We start from the raw sequence: 25,765 nt of genomic DNA, 5'->3' as shown, positions 1-25,765 counted from the left end.
CCTAGCGCGGCGAAAGGCCGACGACCAGCATGGCCAGAAGGACGAGCAAGCCGCAGGTGCGGTTCGAACGAAACAGGCGAAGCGCCAGCGCGCCATCCTTCGGATCGGCACGCAGCGCCTGGTTGGCGAGGTGCGCTGCGGCGGGAACGAGCGCGATCAGCGCCAGCCAATCGGGACGCACCGACCAGATCGCCGCGCCCCACAGTGCGATCGCGGCCGCATAGAAGAGTCCCACACCGAGCGGCGCATTGTCGCCGAGGCGCCGCGCCGATGATTTGACCCCGACCAGCGCGTCATCCTCGATGTCCTGGATCGCGTAGAGCGTGTCGTAGCCGACGACCCAGGCGATGCTTCCGAACCACAACAAGAACGGAGTCCAGCCGAGGGTGCCCGTGACCGCCGGCCAGCCGACCAGCGCGCCCCACGAGAACACCAGCCCAAGCCACGCCTGCGGCCACCACGTGATCCGTTTCATGAAGGGATAAGCCGCGACCGGCGCGATGCTGGCCAGCGCGACAACTGCTGCCGTGAGGTTGAGCTGGAGAAGAACAGCCAGCCCGATCGCGCACAGCAGCGCGATCAAAATCCAGGCCGAGCGCAGCGACACGCGGCCACTCGCCAGCGGCCTCAGGCGGGTTCGCTCAACCCGCTTATCCAGATCGCGGTCGACGATGTCGTTATAGACGCAGCCCGCGCTGCGCATCGCGAACGCGCCGAGCGCCAGCCACAGGAACAGGTCCCAGCGACCGCCGATGCCCGCCAACGCGACACTCCACGCGCACGGCCAGTAAAGCAGCCACGTCCCGATGGGCCGGTCGAGCCGCATCAGCGACGCATACGGCCTCAGCCGCGGCGGCAGCGCGCCGATGAAGCCGCGCCGCTCGCTGTCGGGGACGATGTCGCTGCGAATGGTCACGTCGCTGGAGCCTGTAATGATGACCCTCACCTTCGTTAAGTGTCTGATACATCGGTTCGAGGAGTATTCAGCGCAGGCGCGTGAGTCGCCTGTATCCTTCAACGAAGGGGTCCGACATGACGAAAGCTACTCGCTTGGCAATGCTTTCCATCGGCGTCGCCGCCTGGTCTTCCGCGGCGCTCGCCGGCGAAGTTAACGGCAGCACCAAGAACCCCAAGGAAGACTTTTCGAACGGGGTCTCGATCTGCAAATTTTCAGGCCAGAATGACGATCCGACCGCGCCTATTGACGGCCCCAATGGCCCTGGCGGAAGGGTGCAAAACTGGGGTCATACAATGCAGATCTTCGACCTTGACCCGCAGGACTTCAGTCCCGGGGACTTGGGCGGTTGCAACGGCCATACCGATCCTTTCCGCGACCCCGGCAATCCTAACGGCTGAGACGGGCATTCCCGCACGAGCGGGAATGACGTAGGCGGGCATCGTGCCCGCAACCCCCGCCTGGCCGCCGAAGAGCTTGCCGCGGCTGTTCGTGCCCGGTCCGCTCGGACCCGGCGTTTCGCTCGAGCTCGACGGGGGCCAGGCCAATTATCTCGGCAACGTCATGCGCCTGAAGACCGGAGATCAGGCACTGCTGTTCGATGGGGCGTCGGGCGAATGGCTGGCCCGTGTCAGCGATGCGGGCAAGAAGCGCATGACGCTCACTATCGAGCGCAAGACCGGCGACCAGGAAGCCGTGCCTGATTGCTGGCTCGCATTTGCGCCCGTCAAACGGTCCCCGACCGACTGGCTGGTCGAGAAGGCGACCGAGCTCGGTGTCGCGCGGCTGATGCCGGTGATCACTCGCCGGACCATCGTCGAGCGGGTAAAATTGGAACGGCTGGAAGCGATCGCCATCGAGGCGGCGGAGCAGTGCAACCGCACCAGCGTCCCGCACATAGCCGAACCGCTCTCGCTCGAGGCGTTGCTCAAGGGCCGTGACCACGAGCGCACATTCTATTTTGCCGATGAAAACGGGGGCGAGCACGCCGCCACCGCCTTCAAGCCCGGACCGGCGCTGATTCTGGTCGGTCCCGAGGGCGGCTTCACCGACGAGGAGCGCGTCGCCATCCGTGCTGCGCCCAACAGCATCGCGATCTCGCTCGGCCCGCGCATCCTCCGCGCCGAGACCGCCGCGCTCGCGGCGCTCGCCATCTACATGGCGGTCGCCGGGGACTGGCTTGTTGCTCCATAAGCGGGAAAGGCTGGCGCGGGTGATGGAGCGCCGCTAACCACCGCCGCCGCATGACCCAGCGCACCGACACGGGGTACGGCCCGCCGATCGAAAGCCGTGCCGACCTGCTCGCCGTCTTCTCCGGCGGCGAGAAGCCGCGCGACGATTGGCGGATCGGCACCGAGCACGAGAAGTTCGTGTTTCGCTGCGACGACCATCGCGCGCCGAGCTACGACGAGAAGGGCGGCATCCGCGACCTCCTGATGGGCCTGACCGAATTCGGCTGGGCGCCGGTGCGCGAGACCGGCCCGAACGGACAAGAAAACGTGATTGCGCTGAGCGGCGCCGACGGCACCATCAGCCTCGAGCCCGCCGGCCAGTTCGAGCTGTCGGGCGCGGCACTCCAGAACCTCCACCAGACCTGCGCGGAGGCGGCGCGCCACCTCGGCCAGTGCAAGATGATCGGCGACCGCCTCGGGCTCGGCTTCCTCGGGCTCGGCATGTGGCCGGACAAGACCCGCGCCGAGCTGCCAGTCATGCCCAAGGGCCGCTACCAGGTCATGCTCAACTATATGCCCAAGGTCGGCGGCCTCGGGCTCGACATGATGCTGCGGACCTGCACCATCCAGGTGAACCTCGATTATGCGTCCGAGGCCGACATGGTGAAGAAGTTCCGCGTCGGGCTCGCGCTTCAGCCGGTGGCGACTGCCTTGTTCGCGAACTCGCCGCTGACCGAGGGCAAGCCCAACGGCTTCAAGAGCTTCCGCAGCCACATCTGGGAGGACACCGACCCCGACCGCACCGGCATGCTGCCGTTCGTGTTCGAGGATGGCTTCGGCTACGAGCGCTATTGCGACTACATGCTCGATGTGCCGATGTACTTCGTCTACCGCGAGGGCCGGTACATCGATGTCGCCGGCGAAAGTTTTCGCGCTTTCCTCGACGGCAAGCTGCCGCAAATGCCGGGCGAGAAGCCGCTCGTGACCGATTGGGTCGATCATTTGTCGACGGCGTTCCCGGAAGTGCGGTTGAAGAGCTTCCTCGAGATGCGCGGCGCCGATGGCGGCCGCTGGGGCCGGATTTGTGGACTTCCGGCCTTGTGGGTCGGGCTGCTCTACGACGACAGCGCGCTCAACTCGGCTTGGGACCTGGTCAAGCATTGGACCATCGCCGAGCGGGAGAAACTGCGCCACGAAGTGCCGCGCCTGGCGCTGGATGCGCAGACGCCCGGCGGGCGCTCGATGCGCGAATTCGCCGGCGAGGTACTCGAGATTGCCGCGACGGGCCTCACCAACCGCGCCCAGTTGAACAGCGCCGGCGACAATGAAGGCGGCTTCCTCGACCCGCTGCGCGAGGTCGTCGCAACCGGGATGACGCCGGCCGATCGCTTGCTCGACAAGTTCGAGAACGAGTGGCACGGCGACGTCCGACGCATCTATTCCGAATTCAGCTTCTGAAAGGACCGCCCGTGCCCGACGCCCAGACCCGCACGCGCCGCACGCTCTATCCCGAGATCGAGCCCTATGAGACCGGCATGCTCGACGTCGGCGACGGCCACACCCTTTATTGGGAGCTAAGCGGCAATGCCGACGGCAAGCCGGTCGTGTTCCTCCACGGCGGGCCCGGCGGCGGCTCGAGCCCCGACCACCGTCGTCAGTTCCATCCCGAGAAGTACAAGATCCTGGTGTTCGACCAGCGCGGCTGCGGCAAGTCGACGCCCTATGCGAGCCTCGACAACAACACGACCTGGGACCTGGTCGAGGATATCGAGAAGCTGCGCACACAAGTCGCCAAGGTCGACAAATGGCAGGTGTTCGGCGGCAGCTGGGGTTCGACGCTCGCGCTCGCTTATGCCGAGAAATACCCCGAGCGCACGACCGAGCTGGTGCTGCGCGGAATCTTCCTGTTCGACCAATATGAGATCGACTGGATGTACAAGGACGGCGGCGCATCGCAGATCTATCCCGACAAGTTCGAGGAGTTCCTGGCGCCGATCCCCGAAGGCGAGCGCGGCGATTTGGTCGAAGCCTACCGCAAGCGCCTGACCAGTGACGACAAGGACGAGCAGCTGACCGCGGCCAAGGCGTGGAGCAAGTGGGAAGGCGACATCGTCACTTTGCTTCCAAGCCCGGAGACGGTCGAACATTTCACCTCGCCCGAAGTGGCGGTCGCGGTGGCACGGATCGAGAACCATTACATGGCCAGCCACGGCTGGCTCGGCGAAGGCCAGCTGTTGCGCGATGCGACCAGGCTCAGGGGGATTCCGGGCGTGATCGTCCAGGGACGGCACGACAGCTGCACCCCGCCGATCGCCGCGTGGCGCTTGAAGCAGGCGTGGCCCGAGGTCGAGCTCAACATTATCCCTGACGGCGGTCACTTATTCAGCGAGCCGGGCGTCACCGACGGGCTGGTGCGCGCGACCGACAAGTTCGCCGGGGTCTAGTCACTCACCGGGGTGATAGACCCGTTCGGTATGGCCGTTCAGCTGATCAGGATAGAAATAGACGTCGCGCAGATTGCCTGACGCGTAGCGCTGGGCCTGGTCGTCGAAATGGGGCGATTTGGGATCGCCGCTTTCGCCGCCGGCCGTGATGGCGTGGGCCCGCACGCGCGGTCCGAATTCGACCACCGCGACGAAGCTGTTGCCGTAGGTGCCGTAGAAGCGCTTGGTCGTCTTCGGCACGTGCATTTCGAAAGACGCGAGCGACCCGTATTTTCCTTGAGCGAACGGCACCGGAATGCTCGGCGCGTCGTCGCTGAACCGCGGCGAGATCGACGACGAAATGCGCTGGAACCGGTTCATCTCGCCCCACGGCACCTGCCAACGGCCGAAGTCGCGCTGAAGCTGCCCGACTGCCTCATCGAGCGCGGCGACCTTCTGTGCGTCGGTGGTGTCGTGGGCCAGCCGCGCCATGTAGACATTGCTATCTTGGTCCGCCGGCGGGTTGAGCGCGACGATGAGGGCGTTGCCCGACAAGGTTGCGACGGTTTGCGCCACCGAGTCCGCGCTCCACCGGTAATCCCACGACCGCAACAGCGCGACCGGCGCCTCCAATCGCCCTCGTCGCGGATCGTTCGTTGGCAAGAAATCGTAAGCGCGAACCAGCGCGGGCACGAGCTCGGCGAACCCGGGCTGAAACGAATCGAAGGCAGCGCCCTGGAGCCGCTCGATCGTCCAGCCGCGGCTTCCGGTGAGCAGCTTCTGGACGTGGATGCCGCGAAAGTTCTCCCCAACCGTATCCATATATTTGGGGAAGTAGCGCGGATCCGGGCTGTAGGCGCCGGCGGCGCGATAGGGCCAGGTATTGGTGTTCTGTACCCAGCCGTTGGGCGGGCTGATGCTGTTGGGCAGCGAGCTCAGGCGGTGCAGGTTCCCCCAGTCGGTGACCGGATTGCTGCCGTCGACCGGCTTGGTGAAATCGAAGCGGTCATCCCGGCTCGGCACGAACTGCGGATGAAGATAAGCGATCGCGCCCTTGTCGTCGGCGAACACAGTGTCGTTCGAGCTGTTGGCCTTCAGTTGCGCGACCTCCATGAACGAGGCGAGATCGGTGGCCTTGGTGCGATTGAAGCTCTGCTGCAGCGCTTCAATCGGGCGATCCATCATTGCGAACGCGATCCAGCGGCCGTTCGCGGCGCGAACGATCGGGCCGCGATGGGTGTAATAGGTGGTAACCGTGCGCGTGGTCATTCGCCCGTTGGGCAGCTTGTACCGAATGGTGACAAGGCGAACGCCGAGCGGACGACAGGTCGCGCCGTAACGATAACAGCGGCCCTTGCCCTTCTGCTCCACCACCTCGGAGAACTCGTCGACATTATCGACGCCGCTCGACGTGTGCATCCAGCCCGCATGGGCGTTGAAGCCCTGGTAGATGAAGAACTGGCCCCAGGTCGCCGCGCCGTAGACGTTCAGCCCTTCGTCGCTGGTGACCTGCTGTTCCGAACGAAAATAGTGACTGGTGTGCGGGTTGATCAGCAGGAGCGCGTGACCGCCGCTGGTCAGTGACGGCGCGATCGCAATGCCATTCGACCCCTGCAGTTCTTTCGCGTCGCGCTCTTCGGGACTGGGTGAGCGATCCGCTCTTTCTCCCGCGGACGGCGAAGCGGGTGAGTAGAAGTCTTGCAACGCGTCCAGGTCGATGCGTTCGATGTCGCCGCCGATGCTGCCTTCGGTGAAGCTCAGCACCATCCAAGGCTCGAACCGCTTGATCGCCCGTGGGTGAACGTCGGGGTGGGTCGCGAGGAAGTAGTTCAGCCCGTCGGCCCAGGCGTCCATGAGCTTGCGCATCGGCTCCGGACTTTTGGCATATTCGTCCTTGAGCTTGGCGTCGCTGACGTACAGGCGGGCGCGGAGGTCCTGCCAGATGGCTTTTTCGCCGTCGGCTTCGGCGGTTCGGCCGAGGTTGGTGAGATAGTTCGCCTCGATCCGCGGGAAGTCGTCTTCGGCCTGCGCGTAGATCATTCCGAACACCGCGTCGGCGTCCGTCTGTCCGTGGACGTGCGCGATGCCCCAATCGTCGCGAGTGATCGTCACGCGAGACGCTTCGGCGCGCCAGCGCGAAGACTCGGGCGGCGAAGCAGCGGTGAGGACGAAAAGGAGCGGGAGAAGCGCCGAGGATTTATGCATCGGGCAAGGCTTGCTTGGCCTTGCCCCAACCTGCAAGCACCTTCGAGCTCGCGCGCTTCAGCAGCTGGTCGGCGTCGCGGATGCTGAAGTGATGTCCGCTCTCATATTTGCCGAGCTCGCTCCATGCGACCGGCGCGGCGACGGGCGCCCCTTCGCGGGCGCGCGCCGAGAACGGCATGACCGCGGTCGCCCCTCGCTGATTGCGCAGCCAGTCGAGGAAGATGCGTCCTTTGCGCTCGACCTTGCGGATGTTGGCGGTGAAGGTCTGCGGCTCGGCTTCTGAGATCGCGCGGCTGAAGCGGTCGGCGAAGCTCTTCACAGTCGGCCAGTCCTTCGACCGGTCGAGCGGCACCACGACGTGGATCCCCTTGCCGCCCGACAGCAGTGGGAAGCTCTTCAGCCCGAGGTCTTCCAACAAGGCCTTCAACCGGACCGCCGCCGCCTTCACCTTCTCGAAGTCGAGGCCGACGTCGGGGTCGAGGTCGAACACCAGGCGGTCGGGATATTCGACCCTGTCGACCTTGCTGCCCCAGCCGTGGAACTCGATCGTGCCCATCTGCACGCACGCGAGCAGGCCCTGTATGTCGTCGAAGTAGAGATAATCCTCGAAATGGCCGTCCTTCTCCTTGATCGGGATCTGCTTCACGTGCGGGCCGAAGGTGCCCTTGTCGTGCTTCTGGAAGAATCCTTCGCCGGTGCGGCCGCTCGGGAAGCGAATGATGGTCATCGGGCGGTCGGCCGCATCGATCATGATCAGCGGCTCGACCGCCGCATAATAATCCGCGAGGTCCTTCTTGGTGAGGCCAAGCTCGGGGAAGATGATCCGCTCGGGGCTGCTGATCTCGATGCCGAAGCTGTCCGCCGTCGCGTGCTTCGGCTTTTTCTCGGACTTGGTCAGATGCTTTGGCACTTCGCGCACTACCTTCGATGCCGGCTTGTCCTCGCGCAGACCCATGAAGCTCGGGTGGCGCAGGATCCCGTCGCCGGTGAACTGGGCGAAGGCGATCTCGGCGACCAGCTTGGGCGCGATCCAGTGCGCCCCCTTGCGGTCGGGACGCGGGACCTCGACCGGGGCCTTGTCGACCGCGAGCGGCTCCATGCGCTCCATCAGGTCTTCGATGAGGTCGGCGGTGAAGCCGGTGCCGACCTTGCCGACATACGTAAGCGCTCGCCCGTCCCGCGACGCGAGGAGGAGTGAGCGGAAGCCACGGCGCTTGTCGCTCTCCGACCAGCCGACGATCACGAACTCCTGGCGCTGGATGCACTTGATCTTCAGCCAGTTGCGCGTGCGCGTGCCGCTGTAGGCCGCGCCCGCTTTCTTCGAGATGATGCCTTCGCCGCCTTGCTTGCAAACCGCCTCGAACATGTCCTCGCCGCGACCGACGACGTGATCCCCGTAGAGGATCGGCGGCGATACGCCTTCAAGGAGCGCCGCGAGCCGTTCCTTGCGCTCCAGGTTGGGCAGCTTGCGGATGTCTTCGCCACGGTCGACCAGCAGATCGAAAGCGTAGAAAGCAAGATTGGCGCCGCGCTGATCCTTGAGGGTCGATTGCAGCAACTGGAAGCTCGGCCGGCCCTCGTCGTCGATGGCGACCGCCTCGCCGTCGATCAGGCAGCCGGCGGGCAGCTTCGCGGCAGCCTTGACCAGCGCCTTGAACTTGTCGCTCCAGTCGAGCCCGTTGCGCGTCCACGCCGTGGCCACCCCGTCGCCGACCGCGAGCAGCAGGCGATAGCCGTCATATTTGATCTCGTGGAGCCACGCATTTCCGGTCGGCACCTCGTCGACCAGGGTGGCGAGCTGCGGCTCGAGGAACGGCGGCGGCGCCTTCGAGGCCGATTTCTTCGCGCGCCCGCCCTTCTGGCCGCCGCGATTGGACCGCCACATGTCCTTGCCGACCGCGATCTCCGCCATCGTCCGGCCGGTGGTGACGCTGGTCACGCAATTGTCGACCAGCGCATCGCCATCGGCGGGGTCGGCGAAATCGTCGGTGACCTTCTTCAGCATCCACGGCTGCGCCTTCTCGCCCGGCTTGGGCTTCAGGCGGAACATCACCCACTCGCCCTTCATCCGGTCGCCTTCGAGGGTGAAGTGGAGGTGGCCCTCGTCGATCGTCTTGCTCGGATCCTTGCGCGGGTCGGGGATCCACCGCCCCTGGTCCCACAGCATCACCGTGCCACCGCCATATTCGCCCTTGGGAATGGTGCCCTCAAAACTGCCGTAGTCGAGCGGATGGTCCTCGGTGCGCATGGCGAGGCGGTTTTCGCCCGGATCGAGGCTCGGCCCCTTGGGCACCGCCCAGCTCTTGAGGACGCCGTCGAGCTCGAGGCGGAAGTCCCAATGGAGCCGCGAGGCATCGTGCTTCTGGACGACGAAGCTGTCGCCCTTGCCCTTGAGCTTGCGGCCCTTGGGCTCCTTCGTCTTCGAGAAGTCGCGCTTCTCGTTGTAAGTTGCGATGTCGAGCTTGCGGGTCGGCACGCCTCAACTGCTCCTCGTCATTTGCACTCTTGCAATGACGAAACTCATTACGCTCGCTTGCGTGCCGGTTCTTTCTTGGCGGCAGTCTTCCTCGCCGCCGCCTTCTTCGGCCTGCTCTCGGCCTTGGCGCGCTTTTCGTCGCCGAGGCTCTTTTTCAGCGCAGCCATCAGGTCGATGACGTTGGAGCCCTTGGGCGGCGCTTCCTCGGGCTGTTCGATGATCTTCTCGCCCTTGGCTTTCTGCTTCTTCTCGATGAGCTCGTGGAGCGCATCGACGTAGCGGTTGTGGAAGTCGGCGGGGTCGAACTCGCCGGCTTTGCGCTCGATCAGCATCGAGGCCATGTCGAGCAGGTCCGGATCGGGCTTAGCCTCGCCGATGTCGCGGAAGAACCCAGTCGATTTGTGGACTTCGTCGGCGTAGCGCAGTGTTTCGAGCAGGATGCCGCGGCCGCACGGCTTCAGCGCGACGACATATTCCTGCCCGCGCATCGCGAGCTGGCCGACGCCGACCTTGTTCGCGGCCTTCAGTGCATCGCGCAGGACGACATAGGCCTCTTCTGCCAAGTCGTCGGCCGGCACGACGTAATAAGGCTTGTCGAAATACATCGCGTCGATGTCGTCGTCGTCGACGAACTGGACCAGGTCGAGCGTCTTGCGGCTCTCGAGCTTGACGCTTTCGATCTCCTCGGGGTCGAGCAGGACATAGTGCCCCTTGGACACTTCATAGCCCTTGACGATCTCGTCACGGTCGACCGGGCCGATGCCGGGCACGACCTTCTCATATTTGATGCGCTTGCCCGAAGGCTCGTGCACTTGGTGGAATTGAATCGAGGCGCCGCTTCGGGTCGCGGGGTAGAGCTCGACCGGAATCGAGACCAAAGCGAGCCGGATTTGACCCCTCCAGATGGGACGCGCAGCCATACAAATATCTCCCGTAGAAACGGATTCAATTCACTGCGGCGCCGAGTCGTTCCGCGTCGCCGCCTTCAAGATTCGTACCAGCAGCGTAACATCTTCCCCGCGCGCAGCCGAATCCACGATCGCCGAGCCGCAAATTACGCCGGCCGCGCCGGCCTCCAGCGCTGCCCTCACATGTTCGGGTTGGGAGATACCGAAACCGTAGATCGGCGGGGGGGCGCCGGCCTGGCGCAGTCCCTGAATGAGACGGCTGTCGAACCGGCCCGCGGCATGCGTGCCGGTGATTCCCGCGCGGCTGACGCAGTAAGTATAGGCCTTGGACAAGCCCGCGATGCGGCGAAGTGTCGCATCGGGCGTATTGGGGGCGGCGATCAGCACCTGCGCGATCCCGGCCCGCTCCATGTCGGGCGTGAAGTGCCCGGCCTCAAGCACGGGAACGTCGGCGATGAGCAGGCTGTCGGCACCGGACTCGGCGAGGTCGCGCATGAACCCAGGCCGCGCCATCACGATATTCGCGTAGGTAAGGATGCCGACGGGCACGTCCGGGTGGCGTTTCCGGAACCCGGAAATTAGCTCCAGGCAGTCGCCGACGGTCACGCCGGCTGCCAGCGCGCGCTGCGCGGCCGCCTGAATCACCGGACCGTCGGCGACCGGGTCCGAGAATGGAATGCCGACCTCGACCATATCCGCGCCGCCGTCGACCACCGCGTCCAGCAGACGAGTGCTGGTAGCGAGGTCAGGGTCGCCGAGCATCAGGAACGCGCCGAACGCGCCCTCGCCGCCGAGCCGCTCGAACATTGCCGCGTAGCGGCTCAAGCGAGCAGCGCCTGGGCTTGAGCGACGTCCTTGTCGCCGCGGCCCGACAGGCCGACGAGGATCGCGCTGTCGGGCTCCGCTTCAGCAAGCTTCAGCGCATGCGCGAGTGCGTGGGCGGATTCGAACGCGCAGATTATGCCCTCCTCCTCGGCGAGCATTTTGAACGCCGCGAGTGCCTCCAAGTCCGTGGCGCCGACATATTCGGCGCGGCCGCTGTCCTTGAGATAGGCATGCTCGGGTCCGACCGCGGGATAGTCGAGGCCGGCCGAGACCGACCAGGTGTCGGCGATCTGCCCATCGCCATTCTGCAGCACATAGGTCTCGGCTCCATGGAGAATTCCCGGCGTGCCGCGGAGCAGGGTCGCGCCATGCTCGTCGCCGTCCAGCCCCTTGCCAGCGGCCTCGACGCCGATCAGGCGTACGTCATCGTCGAGGAAGTCGGCGAACAAGCCGATCGCGTTCGACCCCCCGCCAACGCAGGCGACAACGGCGTCGGGCAAGTGGCCGAGCTGGTTGAGAATCTGCGCGCGCGCCTCGCGGCCGATGAGTCGCTGGAATTCGCGAACCATCGTCGGAAATGGGTGTGGGCCGGCTGCGGTGCCGAGCAGATAATGGGTGTGCTCGAAGCTCGCCGACCAGTCGCGCAGCGCTTCGTTGATCGCGTCCTTCAAGGTGCGGGCGCCGCATTCGACCGCCACCACCTCCGCACCCATCAGCTCCATGCGGAAGACGTTGAGCTGCTGCCGCTCGACATCCTCGGCGCCCATATAGACGACGGTCTCGAAGTCGAGCAGCGCGCCGGCCATTGCGGTCGCGACGCCATGTTGCCCAGCCCCGGTCTCGGCGATCAGCCGGGTCTTGCCCATGCGTTTCGCGAGCAGGCCTTGCGCCAGCACCTGGTTGGTCTTGTGCGCTCCGCCATGGAGCAGGTCCTCGCGCTTGAGATAGATGTTGCGGGGCAGGTTGCGGCAGCGGGTCAGAGGGGTCGGCCGGCCGGCGTAGTTGGCGAGCAGGCCGTTGAGCTCCTCGGCGAACGCCGGGTCCTCCTTTGAGTCGATGAACGCCGACTCGAGCTGCTCGAGCGCGGGCACCAGGATTTCGGAGACATAGGTTCCGCCGTACCGTCCAAAGCGGCTGTTCAGGCGCATGCGCGAAGCCTGATGCGCGACTCGGGACGGAGCGCGTCGAACAAGGCGGCGATCTTCTCGGGCGACTTTCGTCCAGGCGCGGCGTCGACCGACGAGCCAACGTCGATCGCATAGGCGCCGAGGCGCTGGGCGGCGCGAGCGATATGCGGACCGATCCCGCCCGCGATCAGCGCGCTGCCGAGCGAGGGATGATCGCGGACCAATGACCAGTCGAAGCTTTGGCCCGTCCCACCGCGGCCACTGTCGAACAGCAGCCGGTCGGCGGCGTCGAATCGATCCGGCGCCGACGAGCCGACGTGGATCGCCTTCCACATTTCGCAATCCGCCGGCAAGCGCCGCGCCAATGCTCGGACGTAGGCGGCGCTTTCCCCACCGTGCAGCTGGACCGCAGCGAGACCGAGCATGGTCGCGGTCGCGCCGACGTCGTCCAGCGCCGCATCGCGGAACACGCCGACCGGTGCCGGATGAAGACCAGCCAGCGATAGGGCCTGGCCGAGCGTCACTGCGCGCGGGCTTTCCGGAACGAACACCAGGCCGATGTGGGTCGCTGGACGCGCGCCCTGGAAGTCCGCCGACCGGTTCAAGCCGCACAGCTTGGTGCGGCCGAAGATCAGCTCGCGCGCAGCCCGCGCCGGATCGGCGGAGCGCATCACCGACGAGCCGATCAGGAAGCCGTCGACCAACGGCGCAAGCCGCTCAACGTCTGCGCGGCCCGCGATCCCGGATTCGGATACGAGCACACGGTCGGGCGCAAACCGCGCCAGCCGCTCCGTCGCGGAGAGGTCGACCGAGAAATCCCGGAGGTCGCGATTGTTGATCCCGATCAGCGGCGCACCGAGCGCCAGCGCACGGCGCATCTCGAGCTCATCGTGAACCTCGACCAACACGTCCATGCCGAAGCGGCGCGCTTCGGCGGTCATCGCGCGCGCGGCGCCATCGTCGAGCAGCGAAAGCATCACGAGGATGGCGTCCGCGCCGGCGATCCGGGCCTCCGCGACCTGGCGCGGATCAATGAAGAAGTCCTTGGCGAGGATCGGGCCGTCGAATTCGCGGCGCGCTGCCGCGAGGTCTTCGAGCGAACCGCCGAAATGTGGGGCATCGCAAAGCACGCTCAGCGCATCGGCGACGCCGGCGAAGCCGCGCGCCAGCGCTGCAGCGTCGGCGTGAAGTCGGATCGGACCCGCCGATGGCGAGGACTTCTTGATCTCGAGAATGAAGCGGGCGCCATCCTGCGCGATCGCGTCCATCAGGCTTTGACCGGTCGGCTGCGCCTGGGCGCGCAAGCCATCGAGCGACACACCGACATAGCGGCTGGCCAGCTCCTCGCGCTTTGCTGCGGCAATCGCGCCGAGAATTCCGGGCAACTCAGCCACGGCTCGCCTCGACGAAAGCATCGAGAACCCGAAGTGCGCGACGCGAGCGCATTGCCTCCATCGCGCAGCCGACGCCGTCTTTGAGGTCGGCCACCTTGCCAGCGGTCATCAGCAGCGCTCCGGCATTCAGCGCGACAACCGAGATGTCGGCCGTTCCCCCGACTCCCGCGACGATGTCCGTGAGCCTCCGCGCATTGTCGGCGGGCGAGCCGCCAGCGATTTGCCGCACCGCCTGACGGGCGAGGCCAGCCTGTTCAGGCGTAATTTCGAGATCCTCAAGATCGCCGTCGGCGAGCGAGACGGCCTGCGTGACGCCGTGCGGCGCGATCTCGTCGAGACCCGAGCCGTGGACCACCAGCGCCCGTTCGACCCCGAGCGCCCGCAGCGTCTCGGCGATCGGCCGCAGCAGCTTGGGATCGGCGACTCCGAGCAGCTGAACTTTGGGTTGGGCCGGGTTCAGGCAAGGCCCGAGCAGATTCATGATCGTCCGCACCTTGAGCGCCCGGCGCACCGGCCCGGCGTGGGCGATCCCGGGGTGATAGTAAGGAGCGAGCAGGAAGCAGAATCCGGTCTGGTCGAAGATCTCGCGCGATTCGAGCGGGCTGAGATCGAGCCTTGCGCCAAGCGCTTCGAGGACGTCGGCCGAGCCGCATTGCGAGGTGAAGGAGCGGTTGCCGTGCTTGACGACCGGCAGGCCGCACGCGGCAGCGACCAGGCCAGCGGCGGTCGAGACGTTGATCGACCCCGAAAAGTCCCCGCCGGTACCGCAGCTGTCGGCGAACAGGGTGGCGGGGGATGGGAACCGGCGCGCTGCCGAGCGCAGTGCCTCGGCGGCGCCGATCAGTTCGTCGGCAGTCTCACCCTTGACCCGCAGCGCGACGAACGCGGCCGCCATCAACGGGTCGCTGAGGCTTCCCTCGACGATTCGAGCGAACAGCTCGCGCGCCTCGGCCCGGTCGAGGTTTTCGCCGTCGAGAAGGCGCATGATCGGCGCTTCCGCGGCGGGATCGGCAGGTGCCGGCGCAGCGACGGAATCGCGGGCGAAAGACAGAATGTGGCTCATGAATTCACCTGGAAACAAAAAAGCCCGCCGGATGGCGGGCGGGCAGTCGATGATCGGATGCTATTCGATCAGTCGCGCCATCGCGCCGCATGCGTGAATTCGCCGCACCAGAGGTGAGCGGTCGTTGCTGCGGCGATGGCGACCAGGTTCGTCATGCGAATCGAATCCTAGTGCAATGGATTGGCCCGGGTCAACGCTGGCGGTTGACGCCTTCGATCCCCAAATGCCATTGGGCAGCGCTCGAGCGGGTGTAGCTCAATGGTAGAGCAGAAGCCTTCCAAGCTTACGACGAGGGTTCGATTCCCTTCACCCGCTCCAAATTTTGACAGTCCGGTGGACTGTTGGAATTTGGAGCGCCCGAGCGGCAGCGAGGGGCGACCGGCACACCCGTCATTGGAGCGCGTTGACACTCCGCAGCGGCGCCGCCATGTGGCGCGCCTGCCTGCACCTGGAGAGGTGGCCGAGTGGTTAAAGGCAGCAGACTGTAAATCTGCCCGCGCAAGCGTACGCTGGTTCGAATCCAGCCCTCTCCACCATCCTCCACACCTTGGCGGCCCAACGCGCGGTCGATGTGGCTTCTCGGATACGATTTGTCCGAAATGGCTGGAATCGCCCGAAATCTGGTGAAAAGCCGCGAGATGACATAAGCATGGTCCAGACTCGTGCTCGGGAGGGGCGCCATGGCGTGCGGGGTGGTGCAAGTTTTGAAGGATGAATTACGCGTGCCTGAGCCCGGGAATAACGGGCCGCAGTCAACTGAGGACGTGATCAGGGCGAGGATCGCGAAGCTGACCGAAGGACAGCTCGATTGCCTGCGCCTCGTCGACCAACATCTATCGTCCAAGGAGATTGCGACGGAGCTCGGAATCTCTCCGCACACGGTCGATCAGCGGATCCGCCAGGCGCTGCATACGCTTGGCGTCGAGCGGCGCGCGCAGGCGGCCCGCCTGGTCGCGCAGTACAGCGGCCCATATCAGCGTTTGATACATCAATCGCCGTACATTGAGGCACTTAACGAACCCGGCCACCCAGACGCCGCGGCCAGCATTCAGATTCGGCACGCTGACCGCGCAGGGAAGGTTGGGGGAGCAGGTTTCCTTACCGAGCAGAGGCCCGCCTCATTCCGGCCTTCCCTGCCTTTGCCGTTCGCAACGAGGAGCAACCCCCGGAATGAGATGAGTGTTGGCCAGAGACTGTTTTGGATCGCGGCAATCGCGATCGGAGCAGCGTTCTCGGCGGGCATGTATCTCGCCGGGCTCGAAAGCTTCGCGCGGCTCTACTAAGCGGCGCCGACCCTCAGACCAGGCCGACAGCCACTCCGGCGTGAGCAGCGCCGGGGAAGGAGCAATCATGCGCAGGGAAATGATCGAAAAATCCGCTTATGAACTCGCTACCCAGGTTCGCGAAGTCGAAGATGTGATCGACGGCGCGCTCGCCGAGCTCGCCGAGCTCCAGTCACGGCTGGTCCGCACCGTTGGCGTGACCGGCATCTCCCACGTCCGCGCCCAGGGTGCGTTCGACCAGCTGTCGGCGACCACCGCTAGCCTCATCGCCGCCCGCGGCAGCATCGGCGGCTGCCACGCTGCGATCGCCGAAGCCAAGCAGTTCGTGCCTGGTCTTCGCACGGTGTCGTTCGGCGATGCCGACGAATGCCCGAAGAAGACCGGATCGGCCGACCTTCGCATCGTCGCCTGAGACGGAGATTGACCGGACCGGCTTCGGCTGGTCCGGTCCTCGCCCGATGAGCCCGAGTCTCTACATCGCGCTGCTGGCGCTCAGCTGCGGCTACGCCTTTTATCGGGGAGGCCGCTACGAGCGGCTCGTGGCCGCGGTCTGCCTTTTGGGCACGCTCGCGACGGTCGTCGTGAACTCCCCGGTCAACCGAATGTACGTTCATGTCGAGGGCGGGGCCTTGGTGGTCGATCTCGCCGTGCTCGCCGCGTTCATCGCGGTCGCGCTCCACTCCGATCGCTTCTGGCCGTTGTGGGTTGCGGGGCTGCAATTGACGACCAGCATCGCGCATTTCCTGAAAGCGATCGATCCTCACCTGATTCCTTATGCCTATGGCCTGGCCGTCCGCTTCTGGAGCTATCCCATCCTCATCATCTTGGCGGTCGGCTCGTGGCGCGCGCACCGCCGCGTCAAATCCCAACGTCGGGCAACCGCCGCATCCTGAGGTTGCGCTACCGGCCCGTCCCTTCCATTTGGACCCTATGTCGCGCCGGAAGAAATCGCACCAAAGCCATGGCACGGCCAATCGCCCGCGCTTCTGGGGCAAGCATGCGGTTTCGGCCGCGCTCGACAATCCGGACCGCAAGGTGCTCCGGGCATGGGCGACCCGCGAAGCCGCCGCGTTGCTGAACTTCCCCAAAGAGGTGGCGGTCACGCTGGCCGACGTCGCCGACCTGGGACGGCTGGTCCCGCACGATGCGCCGCACCAGGGCGTGGTAGTCGAAGTCGAACCGCTCGAGGAACTATGGCTGGAGGAAATTCTTCAGGGCGCGTCGGGGCGATCGGTCCTGCTGGTCCTCGACCAGGTGACCGATCCCCATAACGTCGGCGCGATCCTCCGCTCGGCCGCGGCATTCGGCGCGGCCGGAATTGTGACCCAGGACCGGCATTCGCCGCCGGAGAGCGGGGTCGTCGCCAAGTCCGCCTCGGGCGCGCTCGAACGCGTGCCCTGGGTGCGCGTCGTGAACCTGGCGCGGGCCCTGGAAGAGATCGGCGAAGCGGGCTTCTGGCGCATCGGCCTGGCGGGGGACGCGGAGACGGACCTTGCCGAGGCGCTCGGCCCGCCGCGCGTGGCGCTGACACTCGGCGCCGAGGGCGCGGGCTTGCGGCCCAATACGCGCGAACATTGCGATGCCCTCGCACGGCTGCCCATCACCAACGCCGTCGAAAGCCTCAACGTCTCCAACGCGGCCGCGGTCGCGCTTTACGCAGCGAGCATCGCCTGATGGTTCGAACCACGCAAAGCATCCGGGCCGCCGTCGAGGCACTGGCCGAGCGCGAAGCTGCCTTCGCGCGCGTCGTGGCGAAGCACGGCGTCCCGGAGCCGCGAAGCAGCGATCGCGGCGCCCAGACTCTCCTCCGCACCATCGTTGGCCAGCAGGTGAGCGTCGCCGCGGCGCGCTCGATGTGGGCCAAGCTGGAAGCCACCTTCGGCTCCCCACCCGACCTGTCCATGCTTCTGAACGCCACCGACGAGGAGATGCGCGCGGCCGGCATGTCGCGGCAGAAGGCGGGGTACATTCGGAGCCTGGCGGGGTTGGTGCTGGCGGGCGAGCTCGAGCTCGGCAAGCTGCCGGAGGACGATGAAGAGGCGATTGCCCTGCTGACCAAGATCAAAGGCATCGGGCGCTGGTCGGCCGAAATCTATCTGTTGTTCGCCGAAGGCCGCGCCGATGTGTTCCCCGCCGGCGACCTCGCGGTGCTGGTGGAGATCGGCCGCTTGCTCGGATTGCCCGAGAAGCCGAGCGAGAAGCAGTTGCGCGAGTTGGCCGAACCGTGGCGCCCCTATCGCGGAGCCGCCGCGGTGCTGGCGTGGCACAGCTACAATTCGGCGGTGCTTTAGGCCCTATTTGCGAACGGCGATCGGCAGCATGCGCGCGCCGACGTTGCGGAACACGCGCGGACCAAGGTCGAGGCGGAACGGCCCCATCTTGTCGCCCTTGCCGTCACGGCCAAGCAGATAGCTCGCCGACGTCTGCCCTTCGCCCGAGCTCCAGCTGTAGAGTGCGTTGAAGGCGATCAACGGAACGAACACCCGCCGGCCGCCGATTTCGACGAGCTGCACATTGGCGCGGGGCGCAACCACCTTGGTCTTCACCACCACCGTCTTGAGCGGCGGGATGGTGGTGATCCGCTCACCCTCCCCGACCGGAGTCCCGTAGAAGTTCGAAATCTCCTGGTCTTGATAGGGACCGGCATTCATGAGAGTCGCCTCGACCAGCACCGCACGCGCCGGGGCACTGCCGGAATTCTGCAGCGAAAGCTCGAACTCGAGCGTCACGCGATCGTCCTCGACGATGCACCGTCCAGGCTGGAACGCCAGCTCGACCCAGGGCCGAAGCCGGGTGGACACGATTCCCACCGGCACAGCCGGAGGGGCCTTGGGCGGCGCAGGAGCAGGTATCGGGCGCGGCGCCGGCTCCGGCGCAACGAAAGCATCGAGCTGCGGCCCGCCGGCAAAGGCGTGGCGCGAACGGTTGCGCAAGAACAGGAACGCGCCGCCGGCGCCGAGCGCGATGGCAGCCAGGAGCCAGGGCCACAGCAGCAGGCGGTGCTCCGCCGCCAACCCGTCAGCGGTTGTCGCGAGCGCCGAAGACGCGGCTGCCGTCGACACCGGCGCGTCGTCGATCGGCGGAAGCGAGGTGGTCACCGAGGACGAGGGTCGCGCGGTTGGCGTCAACGCCGCTTGGGGGGATGGGATCACCTGCCTTGCAGCTTGCGCGTCCGCGACCCGGGTCGGTTCGCGCTCGATCGGCCGCTGTGTTGGTGGCGAGGGTCGAGGTTGAGGCTGTGCTGCGGCGGTGGTTGCCGTTGGCTCCTGTCGCGGGGGCTGGGCTGTCTGCCGGGCATTCGAACGCGACGGCGCCGCGACCGGGTCAGCCGGACGCGTGACCGTTCCGTTGAGGGTGAAGTTCTGGAGGTCGCGCGGACCAATCGGGTCGGTCGCCGGCGTGGTGCTTGGCGTGCCTACGTCCTGGGCGAGCGCGGGCGCCGGGCCGAGCGCAAGCCCGGCTCCGAAAACCAATATCCCCAAGCGCCAGACCGCCCTCATCAACTCCCGCTTTTTGCTGGTGAATCGCGCCATATGCGCGAGGAGCCCATGCCTCCCAATCGCCCGCTATTCAAGCATTGCGAAGATGAATGAGAGCGGAATTCACCCGCGCTGTGCTAGCGTGCGTCGACCAGGACCAGCTCCGCGTCGTCATCCGCTTCGATGCTCAGCTCCGATTCGCCGGTGATCGCAATGCCGTCCCGCGGCCCGGCCTCGACCCCGTTCACGCGAACCCGGCCGCTCGGCACGAGATAGAGGTGGCGTTGAGGGTCTGCCTCGATCGCGATGGAGCTACCCGCTTTCAAGGTCGCGCCAAGGATGCGCGCGTCGGCGTGAATGGTCAGCGCGCCGTCGTCGGCGTTGCCGCTGGCAAGCAGCTGGAACGCGCCCTCGCGCGAATCCTTTGGGAAGGGCTTCGCACCCCAGCCCGGCTCGACTCCCGGCTGGTCGGTCTCGATCCAGATCTGGAACAGGGTCGTCGCCTCATCCTCGAGATTATATTCGGCGTGCGTAACGCCGGAACCGGCGCTCATGACCTGGACGTCGCCGGCTCCGGTGCGCCCCTTGTTGCCCATGGAATCCTGGTGGGTGATCGCGCCGGTACGAACGTAGGTCACGATCTCCATGTCGCGATGCGGGTGCGGCGGAAATCCGCTCTTCGGACCGATCTGGTCGTCGTTCCAAACGCGGATGCGACCCCAGCCCATGCGCTTGGGGTCGTGATAGCTCGCAAACGAGAAATGGTGGCGGGCGTTGAGCCATCCGTGGTCAGCATGGCCGAGCGAAGTGAATTTGCGGACATCGATCATTTGTTTGCCCCTGAAGGTGGACGGTTGGGAAGAAATTGGGCTCCGCCGGGGCCGCCTTCAAGTGTCAGTCGTGTGACCATGGCTTGCGGTGAACCGTGCACTTCCATAGACGAATTGAGCAAAACCTCTCATCGAATGCTCAGGACTTGCTCATGACGTTCACCGCATTCCCGCCGCACAACTCGTCGCTCCAATGACAGGGAGAAAGACATCGTGATGAGATTCGACAGCGAGCGAACGCCGGGGTTCAAGCTATTCCTGACGGTCGTCGTCGGGCTGGTCCTGACCATTCCGCTCTTTTCGGTCTGGCTGCTCGTCTACGACCGCCAGACGCAGTCCGAGGAAGCAGCGCGCTCGATCACCGCCGGCTGGGGCGGGCCTCAAGCAATGTCGGGGCCGGTGCTCGTCATTCCCTATCGCGCAACCGCCACCGAAACCGTGGTTGAAAACGGCAAGAGCGTCACTCGCTCCAATCAAGTGACCCGTGAGCTGACCCTCGCACCGGAGGCGATCCAGCTCTCAACCGACCTGAAGTCCGACCTGCGCAAGCGATCGATCTACGAGGTGGTGGTCTATGACGCGCGCACCTCCGGCAAGGCACGCTTCGCGTTTCCGCCCGACCTGTTCCGCACCGGCGTGCAGCCCGACCAAATGGACCTTACGCGGGCAGAGCTTCGCTTTGGCCTCAGCGATCCTCGCGGGCTCGGGGCCAACCCGAGCGTTACCGTTGGCGGCAAGCCACTTCGCCTCCAGCCAGGCGGCGGGAGCAATGGCGGTCATGGATTCTTCGCCTGGGTCGACGCGACCGGTATTCTCTCGCAACCGATCGCAGTCGATTTCGCCTACGATTTTCGCGGCAATGCCGCGCTGAGCCTCGCCCCGCAGGCTGGCGACACGCGTTGGACGGTCCACTCGATCTGGCCGAGCCCGAGCTTCGGCGGCGACTTTCTGCCGGCAGACAGGCACGTCGGCGCAAAGGGCTTCGATGCCACTTATCGGATCGGCAATCTCGCGCTCGGCCGTTCGTTGGTCAGCACTGCGGATGTCGGGGCATCGGCGAGTCCTCCGGCGCCTTCCAGGGACGCGGACGTCGCGCTCGCCATGGCCGCCAGCGGCGGTCTCCAGACCGCGCAAATCAGCCTGATCCGGCCCGTCGACCTTTATTCGCAGGTCAACCGCGCCACCAAATACGGTTTCCTGTTCATCGGCTTCACCTTCCTCGCCTTGCTGATGTTCGACGTGATCGGCGGCGTGCGCGTGTCGGCGGTCGAATATCTGCTGATGGGCGCGGCACTGGTGCTGTTCTTCGTGCTTGTCCTCGCCTTCGCCGAGGTGATCGGCTTCACGCCGGCCTACATCCTTGCCTCTGCCGCGATCGCCGGGCTCAACACCGCTTATTCCGCCGCGGTGCTCGGAAGCTGGCGCCGCGCCGCGTTCATCGGCGGCCTGCTCGTCGGCCTTTATGCGGTCCTTTACATCCTTCTCAGCCTCGAGGCCTTCTCGCTGCTGATCGGCTCGCTGCTGCTCTTCGCGGCCCTTGCCGGCGTCATGTATGCGACGCGGCGGATCGACTGGGGCGGGCGGAGAACCGAGCCCGAAGCGGCGTGACCCTGTGACCGTTTGACGCTAGGCGGCGGCCATGACTCAGCCGCCGCCGAAGCGCATTTTCCCGACTTCGAAAGTCGATGCCCGTGCCGCCGAGCACGTTCCCTCGATCCCGCAGACCGAGAGTGAGGCCTATAAGCTCGCCTTCCAGGACACCGAGTTCCTGCTTCGCGACGATTTGCGCCCGGTCCGCTTCCAACTCGAATTACTGAAGCCCGAGCTGTTGCTCAATGAAGCGAAGATCGGCTCGACCATGGTGTTCTACGGCTCGGCCCGGATCCCGGCGCCGGACATGGCGGATGCCCTGATCGAAGCCGCGACCAACGAAACCCAGCGCGCGATCGCCGAACGTCTGAAGGCCAAGTCCCGCTATTACGAAGCCGCGCGCGAGCTGGCGCGGCTGGCCAGCCGATCGGAGCCGGACGACGAAGGCAACCGCCACTTCGTGGTTTGCTCGGGCGGCGGGCCGTCGATCATGGAAGCGGCGAACCGGGGCGCGTTCGAGGAAGGGCGCGAGACGATCGGCCTCAACATCGTGCTTCCGCACGAGCAGCTTCCGAACCCCTACGTCACGCCGGACCTGAGTTTCCAGTTCCACTATTTTGCGCTGAGGAAGATGCACTTCCTGCTTCGCGCCCGCGCGGTCGCCGTATTCCCCGGCGGCTACGGGACCTTCGACGAGATGTTCGAGCTTCTGACGCTGATCCAGACGGGGAAGGTGCGGCCGCTGCCCATCCTGCTGTTCGGCCGCGACTTCTGGACCAGGGTGGTCAATTTCGACGCGCTGGTCGAGGAAGGCGTGATCGCGCCCCACGACCTCGACCTCCTGCGCTGGTGCGAGAGCGCGCAGGAAGCCTGGGACTATGTCTGCGAATTTTATCAGTGGGATCCGAGCGGGCCCATTCAAACGACCCCTACCGACGGCAGCTAAGCCTTACTTCTTCGCGGCCTCCGCATCGGCGGCCTTGGTCGCGCCCGGAGCGCCCGGCGACGGCTCCTTCTCCGCTTTCTGAGGTCCGTTGTCCGGGCCGGCGCCGGGCTTGGCCGCCGCGGCGGCCGCCGGTGCCGCAGGCAGCGGCAGCGGTGCGTCACTGTGCGCGTTGAGGAAGGCGATCACGTCGGCGCGGTCCTGCGGATTGCCGAGGCCGGCGAAGGTCATCTTGGTGCCCGGCGCAAAGGCGCGCGGGCTGCTCAGCCACTGGCTGAGATTATCCCAGTTCCAGGTGCCGCCCTTCTTCGCCAGCGCGTCGGAGAAGGCGAAGCCCTTGCCCTTGCCGATCGGCTCGCCGAGCACGTCCCACAGATTGGGGCCGAGCTGGTTGGCCCCGCCCTTGTCGTCATTGTGGCAGGCCATGCACTTGTTGAAGACCTGCTGGCCCTTGGCCGGATCGGCCTTGGCCAGATAGGCTTCGATCGGCTGCTCGGCGGCTGCGCCGCCCGCGCCTTCCTGCTCGACGCCGGCGATCGGGTAGCCCATCTTTTCGGGCCGCTCGCTATGGAAGAGCTCGCCGGCGACGATCGACGAGAACAGCGCGACGATCCCTGCAAACAGCACCCAGCCGGCAATGGTGTTGAAGCGATCGGTCATGGATTTTCCCTGTAGTGCCGGAGCCGGGAGGCGAGGATTTTGGCGTCTCTTAAGGGTCAGATCGGGCTTCTTCAAGCCGCCGCGCGGCGGGTTTCGGAAGCGCTCGCAGCGAGCTCCGCCGCGCGTCGGTAGAGCGTCGGCAGGCCGGCCCGGTCCAGCGTCTCGATCGGCTGCCACCAGCCTTCGCCGACCGGGGCCGATCGACGTGCCACGCAGAGATCGAGCGCGAAGTGCGTGAAGACATGGCGTACCGTTCCGATTGCCTCGGGCGGCTTGAGCGCGGCCTCGACCCAGTCGCTGCCGGGAAGCGCAGCCATCCCGCCGAGCATCCCTTTAGACGGACGGCGGACCAGCCACACGCAGCCGTCGCGCTCGGTCCACCAGGCGACTCCGTAGGGAAGCGGCCGAGGCTTGCGCGCCTTGCGCATCGGAAAACGTTCGGGCTCGCCGCTCGCGTTGGCGGCGCAGTCGGCGTTCAACGGACAGACGCCGCAGCGCGGCGTCTTGGGGCTGCAGATGGCGGCGGCGAGATCCATCATCGCTTGCGTCAGGTCGCCCGGCGATACCTGCGACATCAAACCCGCCACGCGCTCCGCAACTTGCCGCGACGATGGGCTCTCGTGCCCGTCGAGCCGGGCGATCACGCGGCGGACATTGGTGTCGATGGCCGGCGATCGCTCGCCGAATGCGATCGCCGCGATCGCGCCCGCGGTATAATCGCCGATGCCGGGCAGCGCCCGCAGCTCCGCCGCGGTTGCCGGGAATGCGCCGCGGGCGGCGATCTCGCGGGCGCAGGCGATCAGGTTGCGGGCTCGCGCATAATAGCCGAGGCCGGCCCATTCCTGCAGCACGTCCTCGTCGCGCGCGGCAGCCAAAGCCTCGACCGTCGGCCACCGCGCGACGAAGCGCTCGAACCGCGGCATGACGGCGGCGACGGTGGTCTGCTGGAGCATGATCTCGCTCAGCCACACGCGATAGGGATCGGGCTGCGGCGCGGCTGGCGGAGACCGCCACGGAAGACGCCGGAAGTTATCCACATAATGTTGGATCAGGCGCGTTGCGGCATTGGCGGTCACCATTTCGCTATGGCATGCTCGATGACGATGACGAAGCGAAAGCAGGCCCAGGAGGATTCGCCGCGCAGCTGCCGGCCGCGCGCCGCCGGCGATCTCGTGGGCGATATCGGCGGGCAGTCGTTCCGCCGCTTCGGTTTCGTCCAGAGCTCGATCGTCAGCCGCTGGAGCGAGATCGTCGGCGAGCGCTATGCAAAGGTGTCCTCGCCGGAATCCATCCGCTTCCCGGTCGGGCGCAAGACCTCGGGCGTGCTGACCCTGCTCGTGGACGGAGCGCACGCGCCGCTGATCCAGCACCTCAGCCCATTGATCATGGAACGGGTCAACCGTTTCTTCGGTCATGCCGCCATCAACCGCCTCGTGTTTCGTCAGGGCAGGCCGCCAGCCGCGCGGGCCAAACCCGATCGCCCGCAGCTGCGCCCGGTCCCTAAGGAGCTGGGCGAAGGCCTCCGCGAGATCGCCGACCCCGAGCTTCGCGCCTGTCTGGAGTCGCTTGCCGGAAGAATTGCCGCTACTAGCGGGCCGCCTTCGCTGCCTGAGGAGAGCGAAGTCGTCATTCCCGTGATCAATCGGAGCAAGTGAACCAGATGAAGCCGACCACTTTCCTCGCCTGCGCGCTGGCCCTCGTCACGGTCGCGGGCTGCAATTCGAAGCAGGGCGACGCCGCCACCAACGCCCCCGCCAAGGTGAAGGCCGTGCCACCGCCCAAGGGCGGCGACTGGTCGACCGTCGTCACCGCCACGCCCGCCGGCGGTTTCATGATGGGCAACCCCAACGCGGCGGTGAAGCTGATCGAATATGGGTCGCTGACCTGCCCGCACTGCCGCGAATTCGATGAAAAGGGCGTGCCGCCGCTGATCGCCAATTACGTCAAGAGCGGCCGCGTCAGCTGGGAATTCCGAAATTATGTGCGCGACGCGTTCGACCTTGCCGCCTCGCTGGTCGCGCGGTGCAATGGCGAGAAGACCTTCTTCCCGCTGTCGCGTGCGCTCTACAACGATCAGCTGGTCTGGGTGGCAAAGATCCAGGCGGTGCCGCCGGAGCAGATCGAGCAACTGCAGAACCTCCCGCCCAACCAGCAATTCGTCGAGCTTGCCAAGGTCGCGGGCTTCCAGGATTGGGCCGCCGCGCGCGGTGTCCCGGTCGCCAAGACCAACCAGTGCCTGGCGAACGAGAACAGCGTCAATCAGCTGGTCCAAATGACCAGCGACGCGACGAGCCAGTTTCCCGAATTTCCCGGCACGCCCACCTTCATCCTGAACGGCACGATGCTGGACAAGACCGCGACCTGGGACAAGCTGGAGCCTGAGCTTCGCAAGGCCGTAGGCGAGCGCGGCTAGCGGACGCGGCGGGGGACCG

25 protein-coding genes and 2 tRNA genes are annotated in these 25,765 nt (G+C 66.0%); 15 read left to right on the top strand and 12 right to left on the bottom strand.

Annotated features, from left to right (window positions below; all coding sequences use genetic code 11):
* Position 1 precedes the first annotated feature (1 nt).
* Positions 2 to 916 (bottom strand): 4-hydroxybenzoate octaprenyltransferase, encoded by a 915-nt coding sequence (gene ubiA / locus N539_RS0106060; RefSeq protein WP_028969537.1) that lies wholly within the window; start codon positions 914 to 916, stop codon positions 2 to 4.
* A 140-nt stretch (positions 917 to 1,056) separates the two neighbouring features.
* Between ubiA and N539_RS0106055 the strand changes: the two genes are divergently transcribed.
* Genes N539_RS0106055 through pip form a run of 4 tightly spaced genes read left to right on the top strand, consistent with a single transcriptional unit; the run spans position 1,057 to position 4,571 of the window.
* The gene (locus N539_RS0106055; RefSeq protein ID WP_028969536.1) at positions 1,057 to 1,356 is read left to right on the top strand and encodes a hypothetical protein; all 300 of its coding nucleotides are present in this window, start codon (positions 1,057 to 1,059) and stop codon (positions 1,354 to 1,356) included.
* A 43-nt stretch (positions 1,357 to 1,399) separates the two neighbouring features.
* On the top strand, positions 1,400 to 2,149 hold the full coding sequence (locus N539_RS0106050) for a 16S rRNA (uracil(1498)-N(3))-methyltransferase (protein WP_028969535.1): 750 nt from the start codon (positions 1,400 to 1,402) through the stop codon (positions 2,147 to 2,149).
* A gap of 50 nt (positions 2,150 to 2,199) precedes the next feature.
* Positions 2,200 to 3,585, top strand: a complete 1,386-nt coding sequence (locus tag N539_RS0106045; RefSeq protein ID WP_028969534.1) for a glutamate--cysteine ligase — start codon at positions 2,200 to 2,202, stop codon at positions 3,583 to 3,585.
* Positions 3,586 to 3,596: 11 nt separating this feature from the next.
* Positions 3,597 to 4,571: a prolyl aminopeptidase gene (gene pip / locus N539_RS0106040; protein WP_028969533.1), complete on the top strand. Its 975-nt coding sequence runs from the start codon at positions 3,597 to 3,599 to the stop codon at positions 4,569 to 4,571.
* Here pip and N539_RS0106035 read toward each other — a convergent pair whose 3' ends face one another.
* The 7 genes from N539_RS0106035 to trpD are packed head-to-tail and all read right to left on the bottom strand — an operon-like array spanning position 4,572 to position 14,548.
* On the bottom strand, positions 4,572 to 6,755 hold the full coding sequence (locus N539_RS0106035) for a penicillin acylase family protein (protein ID WP_028969532.1): 2,184 nt from the start codon (positions 6,753 to 6,755) through the stop codon (positions 4,572 to 4,574).
* Complete coding sequence (ligD, locus tag N539_RS0106030; RefSeq protein WP_028969531.1) at positions 6,748 to 9,231, bottom strand: DNA ligase D; 2,484 nt, start codon at positions 9,229 to 9,231, stop codon at positions 6,748 to 6,750. The genes N539_RS0106035 and ligD overlap by 8 nt, the downstream gene beginning before the upstream one ends.
* A gap of 47 nt (positions 9,232 to 9,278) precedes the next feature.
* A complete protein-coding gene (gene ku, locus N539_RS0106025) occupies positions 9,279 to 10,151 on the bottom strand; it encodes a non-homologous end joining protein Ku (protein WP_028969530.1) in 873 nt (290 codons plus the stop codon).
* A 30-nt stretch (positions 10,152 to 10,181) separates the two neighbouring features.
* Positions 10,182 to 10,964 (bottom strand): tryptophan synthase subunit alpha, encoded by a 783-nt coding sequence (gene trpA / locus N539_RS0106020; protein WP_028969529.1) that lies wholly within the window; start codon positions 10,962 to 10,964, stop codon positions 10,182 to 10,184.
* Complete coding sequence (gene trpB, locus N539_RS0106015) at positions 10,961 to 12,112, bottom strand: tryptophan synthase subunit beta (protein WP_028969528.1); 1,152 nt, start codon at positions 12,110 to 12,112, stop codon at positions 10,961 to 10,963. The genes trpA and trpB overlap by 4 nt, the downstream gene beginning before the upstream one ends.
* Positions 12,103 to 13,485 carry a bifunctional indole-3-glycerol-phosphate synthase TrpC/phosphoribosylanthranilate isomerase TrpF gene (gene trpCF, locus N539_RS0106010; RefSeq protein WP_028969527.1) on the bottom strand — a complete coding sequence of 461 codons (1,383 nt, stop codon included), beginning with the start codon at positions 13,483 to 13,485 and terminating at the stop codon, positions 12,103 to 12,105. The genes trpB and trpCF overlap by 10 nt, the downstream gene beginning before the upstream one ends.
* Positions 13,478 to 14,548 carry an anthranilate phosphoribosyltransferase gene (gene trpD, locus N539_RS15765; protein WP_156029789.1) on the bottom strand — a complete coding sequence of 357 codons (1,071 nt, stop codon included), beginning with the start codon at positions 14,546 to 14,548 and terminating at the stop codon, positions 13,478 to 13,480. The genes trpCF and trpD overlap by 8 nt, the downstream gene beginning before the upstream one ends.
* A 244-nt stretch (positions 14,549 to 14,792) precedes the next feature.
* Between trpD and N539_RS0105995 the strand changes: the two genes are divergently transcribed.
* The 7 genes from N539_RS0105995 to N539_RS0105965 all read left to right on the top strand — a co-directional run bounded on the left by N539_RS0105995 (position 14,793) and on the right by N539_RS0105965 (position 18,122).
* Positions 14,793 to 14,866, top strand: a tRNA-Gly gene (locus N539_RS0105995).
* Positions 14,867 to 14,998: 132 nt separating this feature from the next.
* Positions 14,999 to 15,084 (top strand) — tRNA-Tyr (locus tag N539_RS0105990).
* A gap of 186 nt (positions 15,085 to 15,270) precedes the next feature.
* Complete coding sequence (locus N539_RS0105985) at positions 15,271 to 15,831, top strand: response regulator transcription factor (RefSeq protein WP_051531582.1); 561 nt, start codon at positions 15,271 to 15,273, stop codon at positions 15,829 to 15,831.
* 67 nt (positions 15,832 to 15,898) lie between these two features.
* Positions 15,899 to 16,243, top strand: a complete 345-nt coding sequence (locus N539_RS0105980) for a hypothetical protein (protein ID WP_156029788.1) — start codon at positions 15,899 to 15,901, stop codon at positions 16,241 to 16,243.
* A 46-nt stretch (positions 16,244 to 16,289) separates the two neighbouring features.
* Complete coding sequence (locus N539_RS0105975; protein ID WP_037552401.1) at positions 16,290 to 16,724, top strand: hypothetical protein; 435 nt, start codon at positions 16,290 to 16,292, stop codon at positions 16,722 to 16,724.
* A gap of 37 nt (positions 16,725 to 16,761) precedes the next feature.
* Positions 16,762 to 17,505: a 23S rRNA (guanosine(2251)-2'-O)-methyltransferase RlmB gene (rlmB, locus tag N539_RS0105970; protein ID WP_028969523.1), complete on the top strand. Its 744-nt coding sequence runs from the start codon at positions 16,762 to 16,764 to the stop codon at positions 17,503 to 17,505.
* A complete protein-coding gene (locus tag N539_RS0105965; RefSeq protein WP_028969522.1) occupies positions 17,505 to 18,122 on the top strand; it encodes a DNA-3-methyladenine glycosylase family protein in 618 nt (205 codons plus the stop codon). The genes rlmB and N539_RS0105965 overlap by 1 nt, the downstream gene beginning before the upstream one ends.
* Before the next feature lie 3 nt (positions 18,123 to 18,125).
* Here N539_RS0105965 and N539_RS0105960 read toward each other — a convergent pair whose 3' ends face one another.
* Both N539_RS0105960 and N539_RS0105955 read right to left on the bottom strand, forming a co-directional pair.
* Positions 18,126 to 18,929 (bottom strand): hypothetical protein, encoded by an 804-nt coding sequence (locus N539_RS0105960; protein WP_028969521.1) that lies wholly within the window; start codon positions 18,927 to 18,929, stop codon positions 18,126 to 18,128.
* A 518-nt stretch (positions 18,930 to 19,447) separates the two neighbouring features.
* Positions 19,448 to 20,140, bottom strand: a complete 693-nt coding sequence (locus N539_RS0105955; RefSeq protein ID WP_028969520.1) for a pirin family protein — start codon at positions 20,138 to 20,140, stop codon at positions 19,448 to 19,450.
* 216 nt (positions 20,141 to 20,356) lie between these two features.
* On the opposite strand from N539_RS0105955, the gene creD reads away from it, so the two are divergent.
* Positions 20,357 to 21,748 carry a cell envelope integrity protein CreD gene (creD, locus tag N539_RS0105950; protein WP_037552398.1) on the top strand — a complete coding sequence of 464 codons (1,392 nt, stop codon included), beginning with the start codon at positions 20,357 to 20,359 and terminating at the stop codon, positions 21,746 to 21,748.
* 31 nt (positions 21,749 to 21,779) lie between these two features.
* Positions 21,780 to 22,676, top strand: coding sequence for an LOG family protein (locus N539_RS15760; RefSeq protein ID WP_051531543.1), 897 nt, complete (start codon positions 21,780 to 21,782; stop codon positions 22,674 to 22,676).
* A gap of 3 nt (positions 22,677 to 22,679) precedes the next feature.
* Here N539_RS15760 and N539_RS0105940 read toward each other — a convergent pair whose 3' ends face one another.
* Positions 22,680 to 23,333, bottom strand: a complete 654-nt coding sequence (locus N539_RS0105940) for a c-type cytochrome (RefSeq protein ID WP_028969518.1) — start codon at positions 23,331 to 23,333, stop codon at positions 22,680 to 22,682.
* Between the two features lie 71 nt (positions 23,334 to 23,404).
* Positions 23,405 to 24,412, bottom strand: coding sequence for an A/G-specific adenine glycosylase (locus N539_RS0105935; protein ID WP_028969517.1), 1,008 nt, complete (start codon positions 24,410 to 24,412; stop codon positions 23,405 to 23,407).
* A gap of 18 nt (positions 24,413 to 24,430) precedes the next feature.
* Here N539_RS0105935 and N539_RS0105930 point away from each other — a divergent pair, with 18 nt between their 5' ends.
* Positions 24,431 to 24,988 (top strand): DUF721 domain-containing protein, encoded by a 558-nt coding sequence (locus N539_RS0105930; protein WP_081774234.1) that lies wholly within the window; start codon positions 24,431 to 24,433, stop codon positions 24,986 to 24,988.
* A gap of 5 nt (positions 24,989 to 24,993) precedes the next feature.
* Positions 24,994 to 25,746: a thioredoxin domain-containing protein gene (locus tag N539_RS0105925; RefSeq protein ID WP_028969515.1), complete on the top strand. Its 753-nt coding sequence runs from the start codon at positions 24,994 to 24,996 to the stop codon at positions 25,744 to 25,746.
* Positions 25,747 to 25,765: the final 19 nt, after the last annotated feature.

The sequence above is a fragment of the Sphingomonas sp. URHD0057 genome (genome assembly GCF_000620665.1).
In the GTDB taxonomy this organism is placed as follows: Bacteria; Pseudomonadota; Alphaproteobacteria; order Sphingomonadales; family Sphingomonadaceae; genus Sphingomicrobium.
This window is presented reverse-complemented; position numbering and strand designations above follow the sequence as displayed.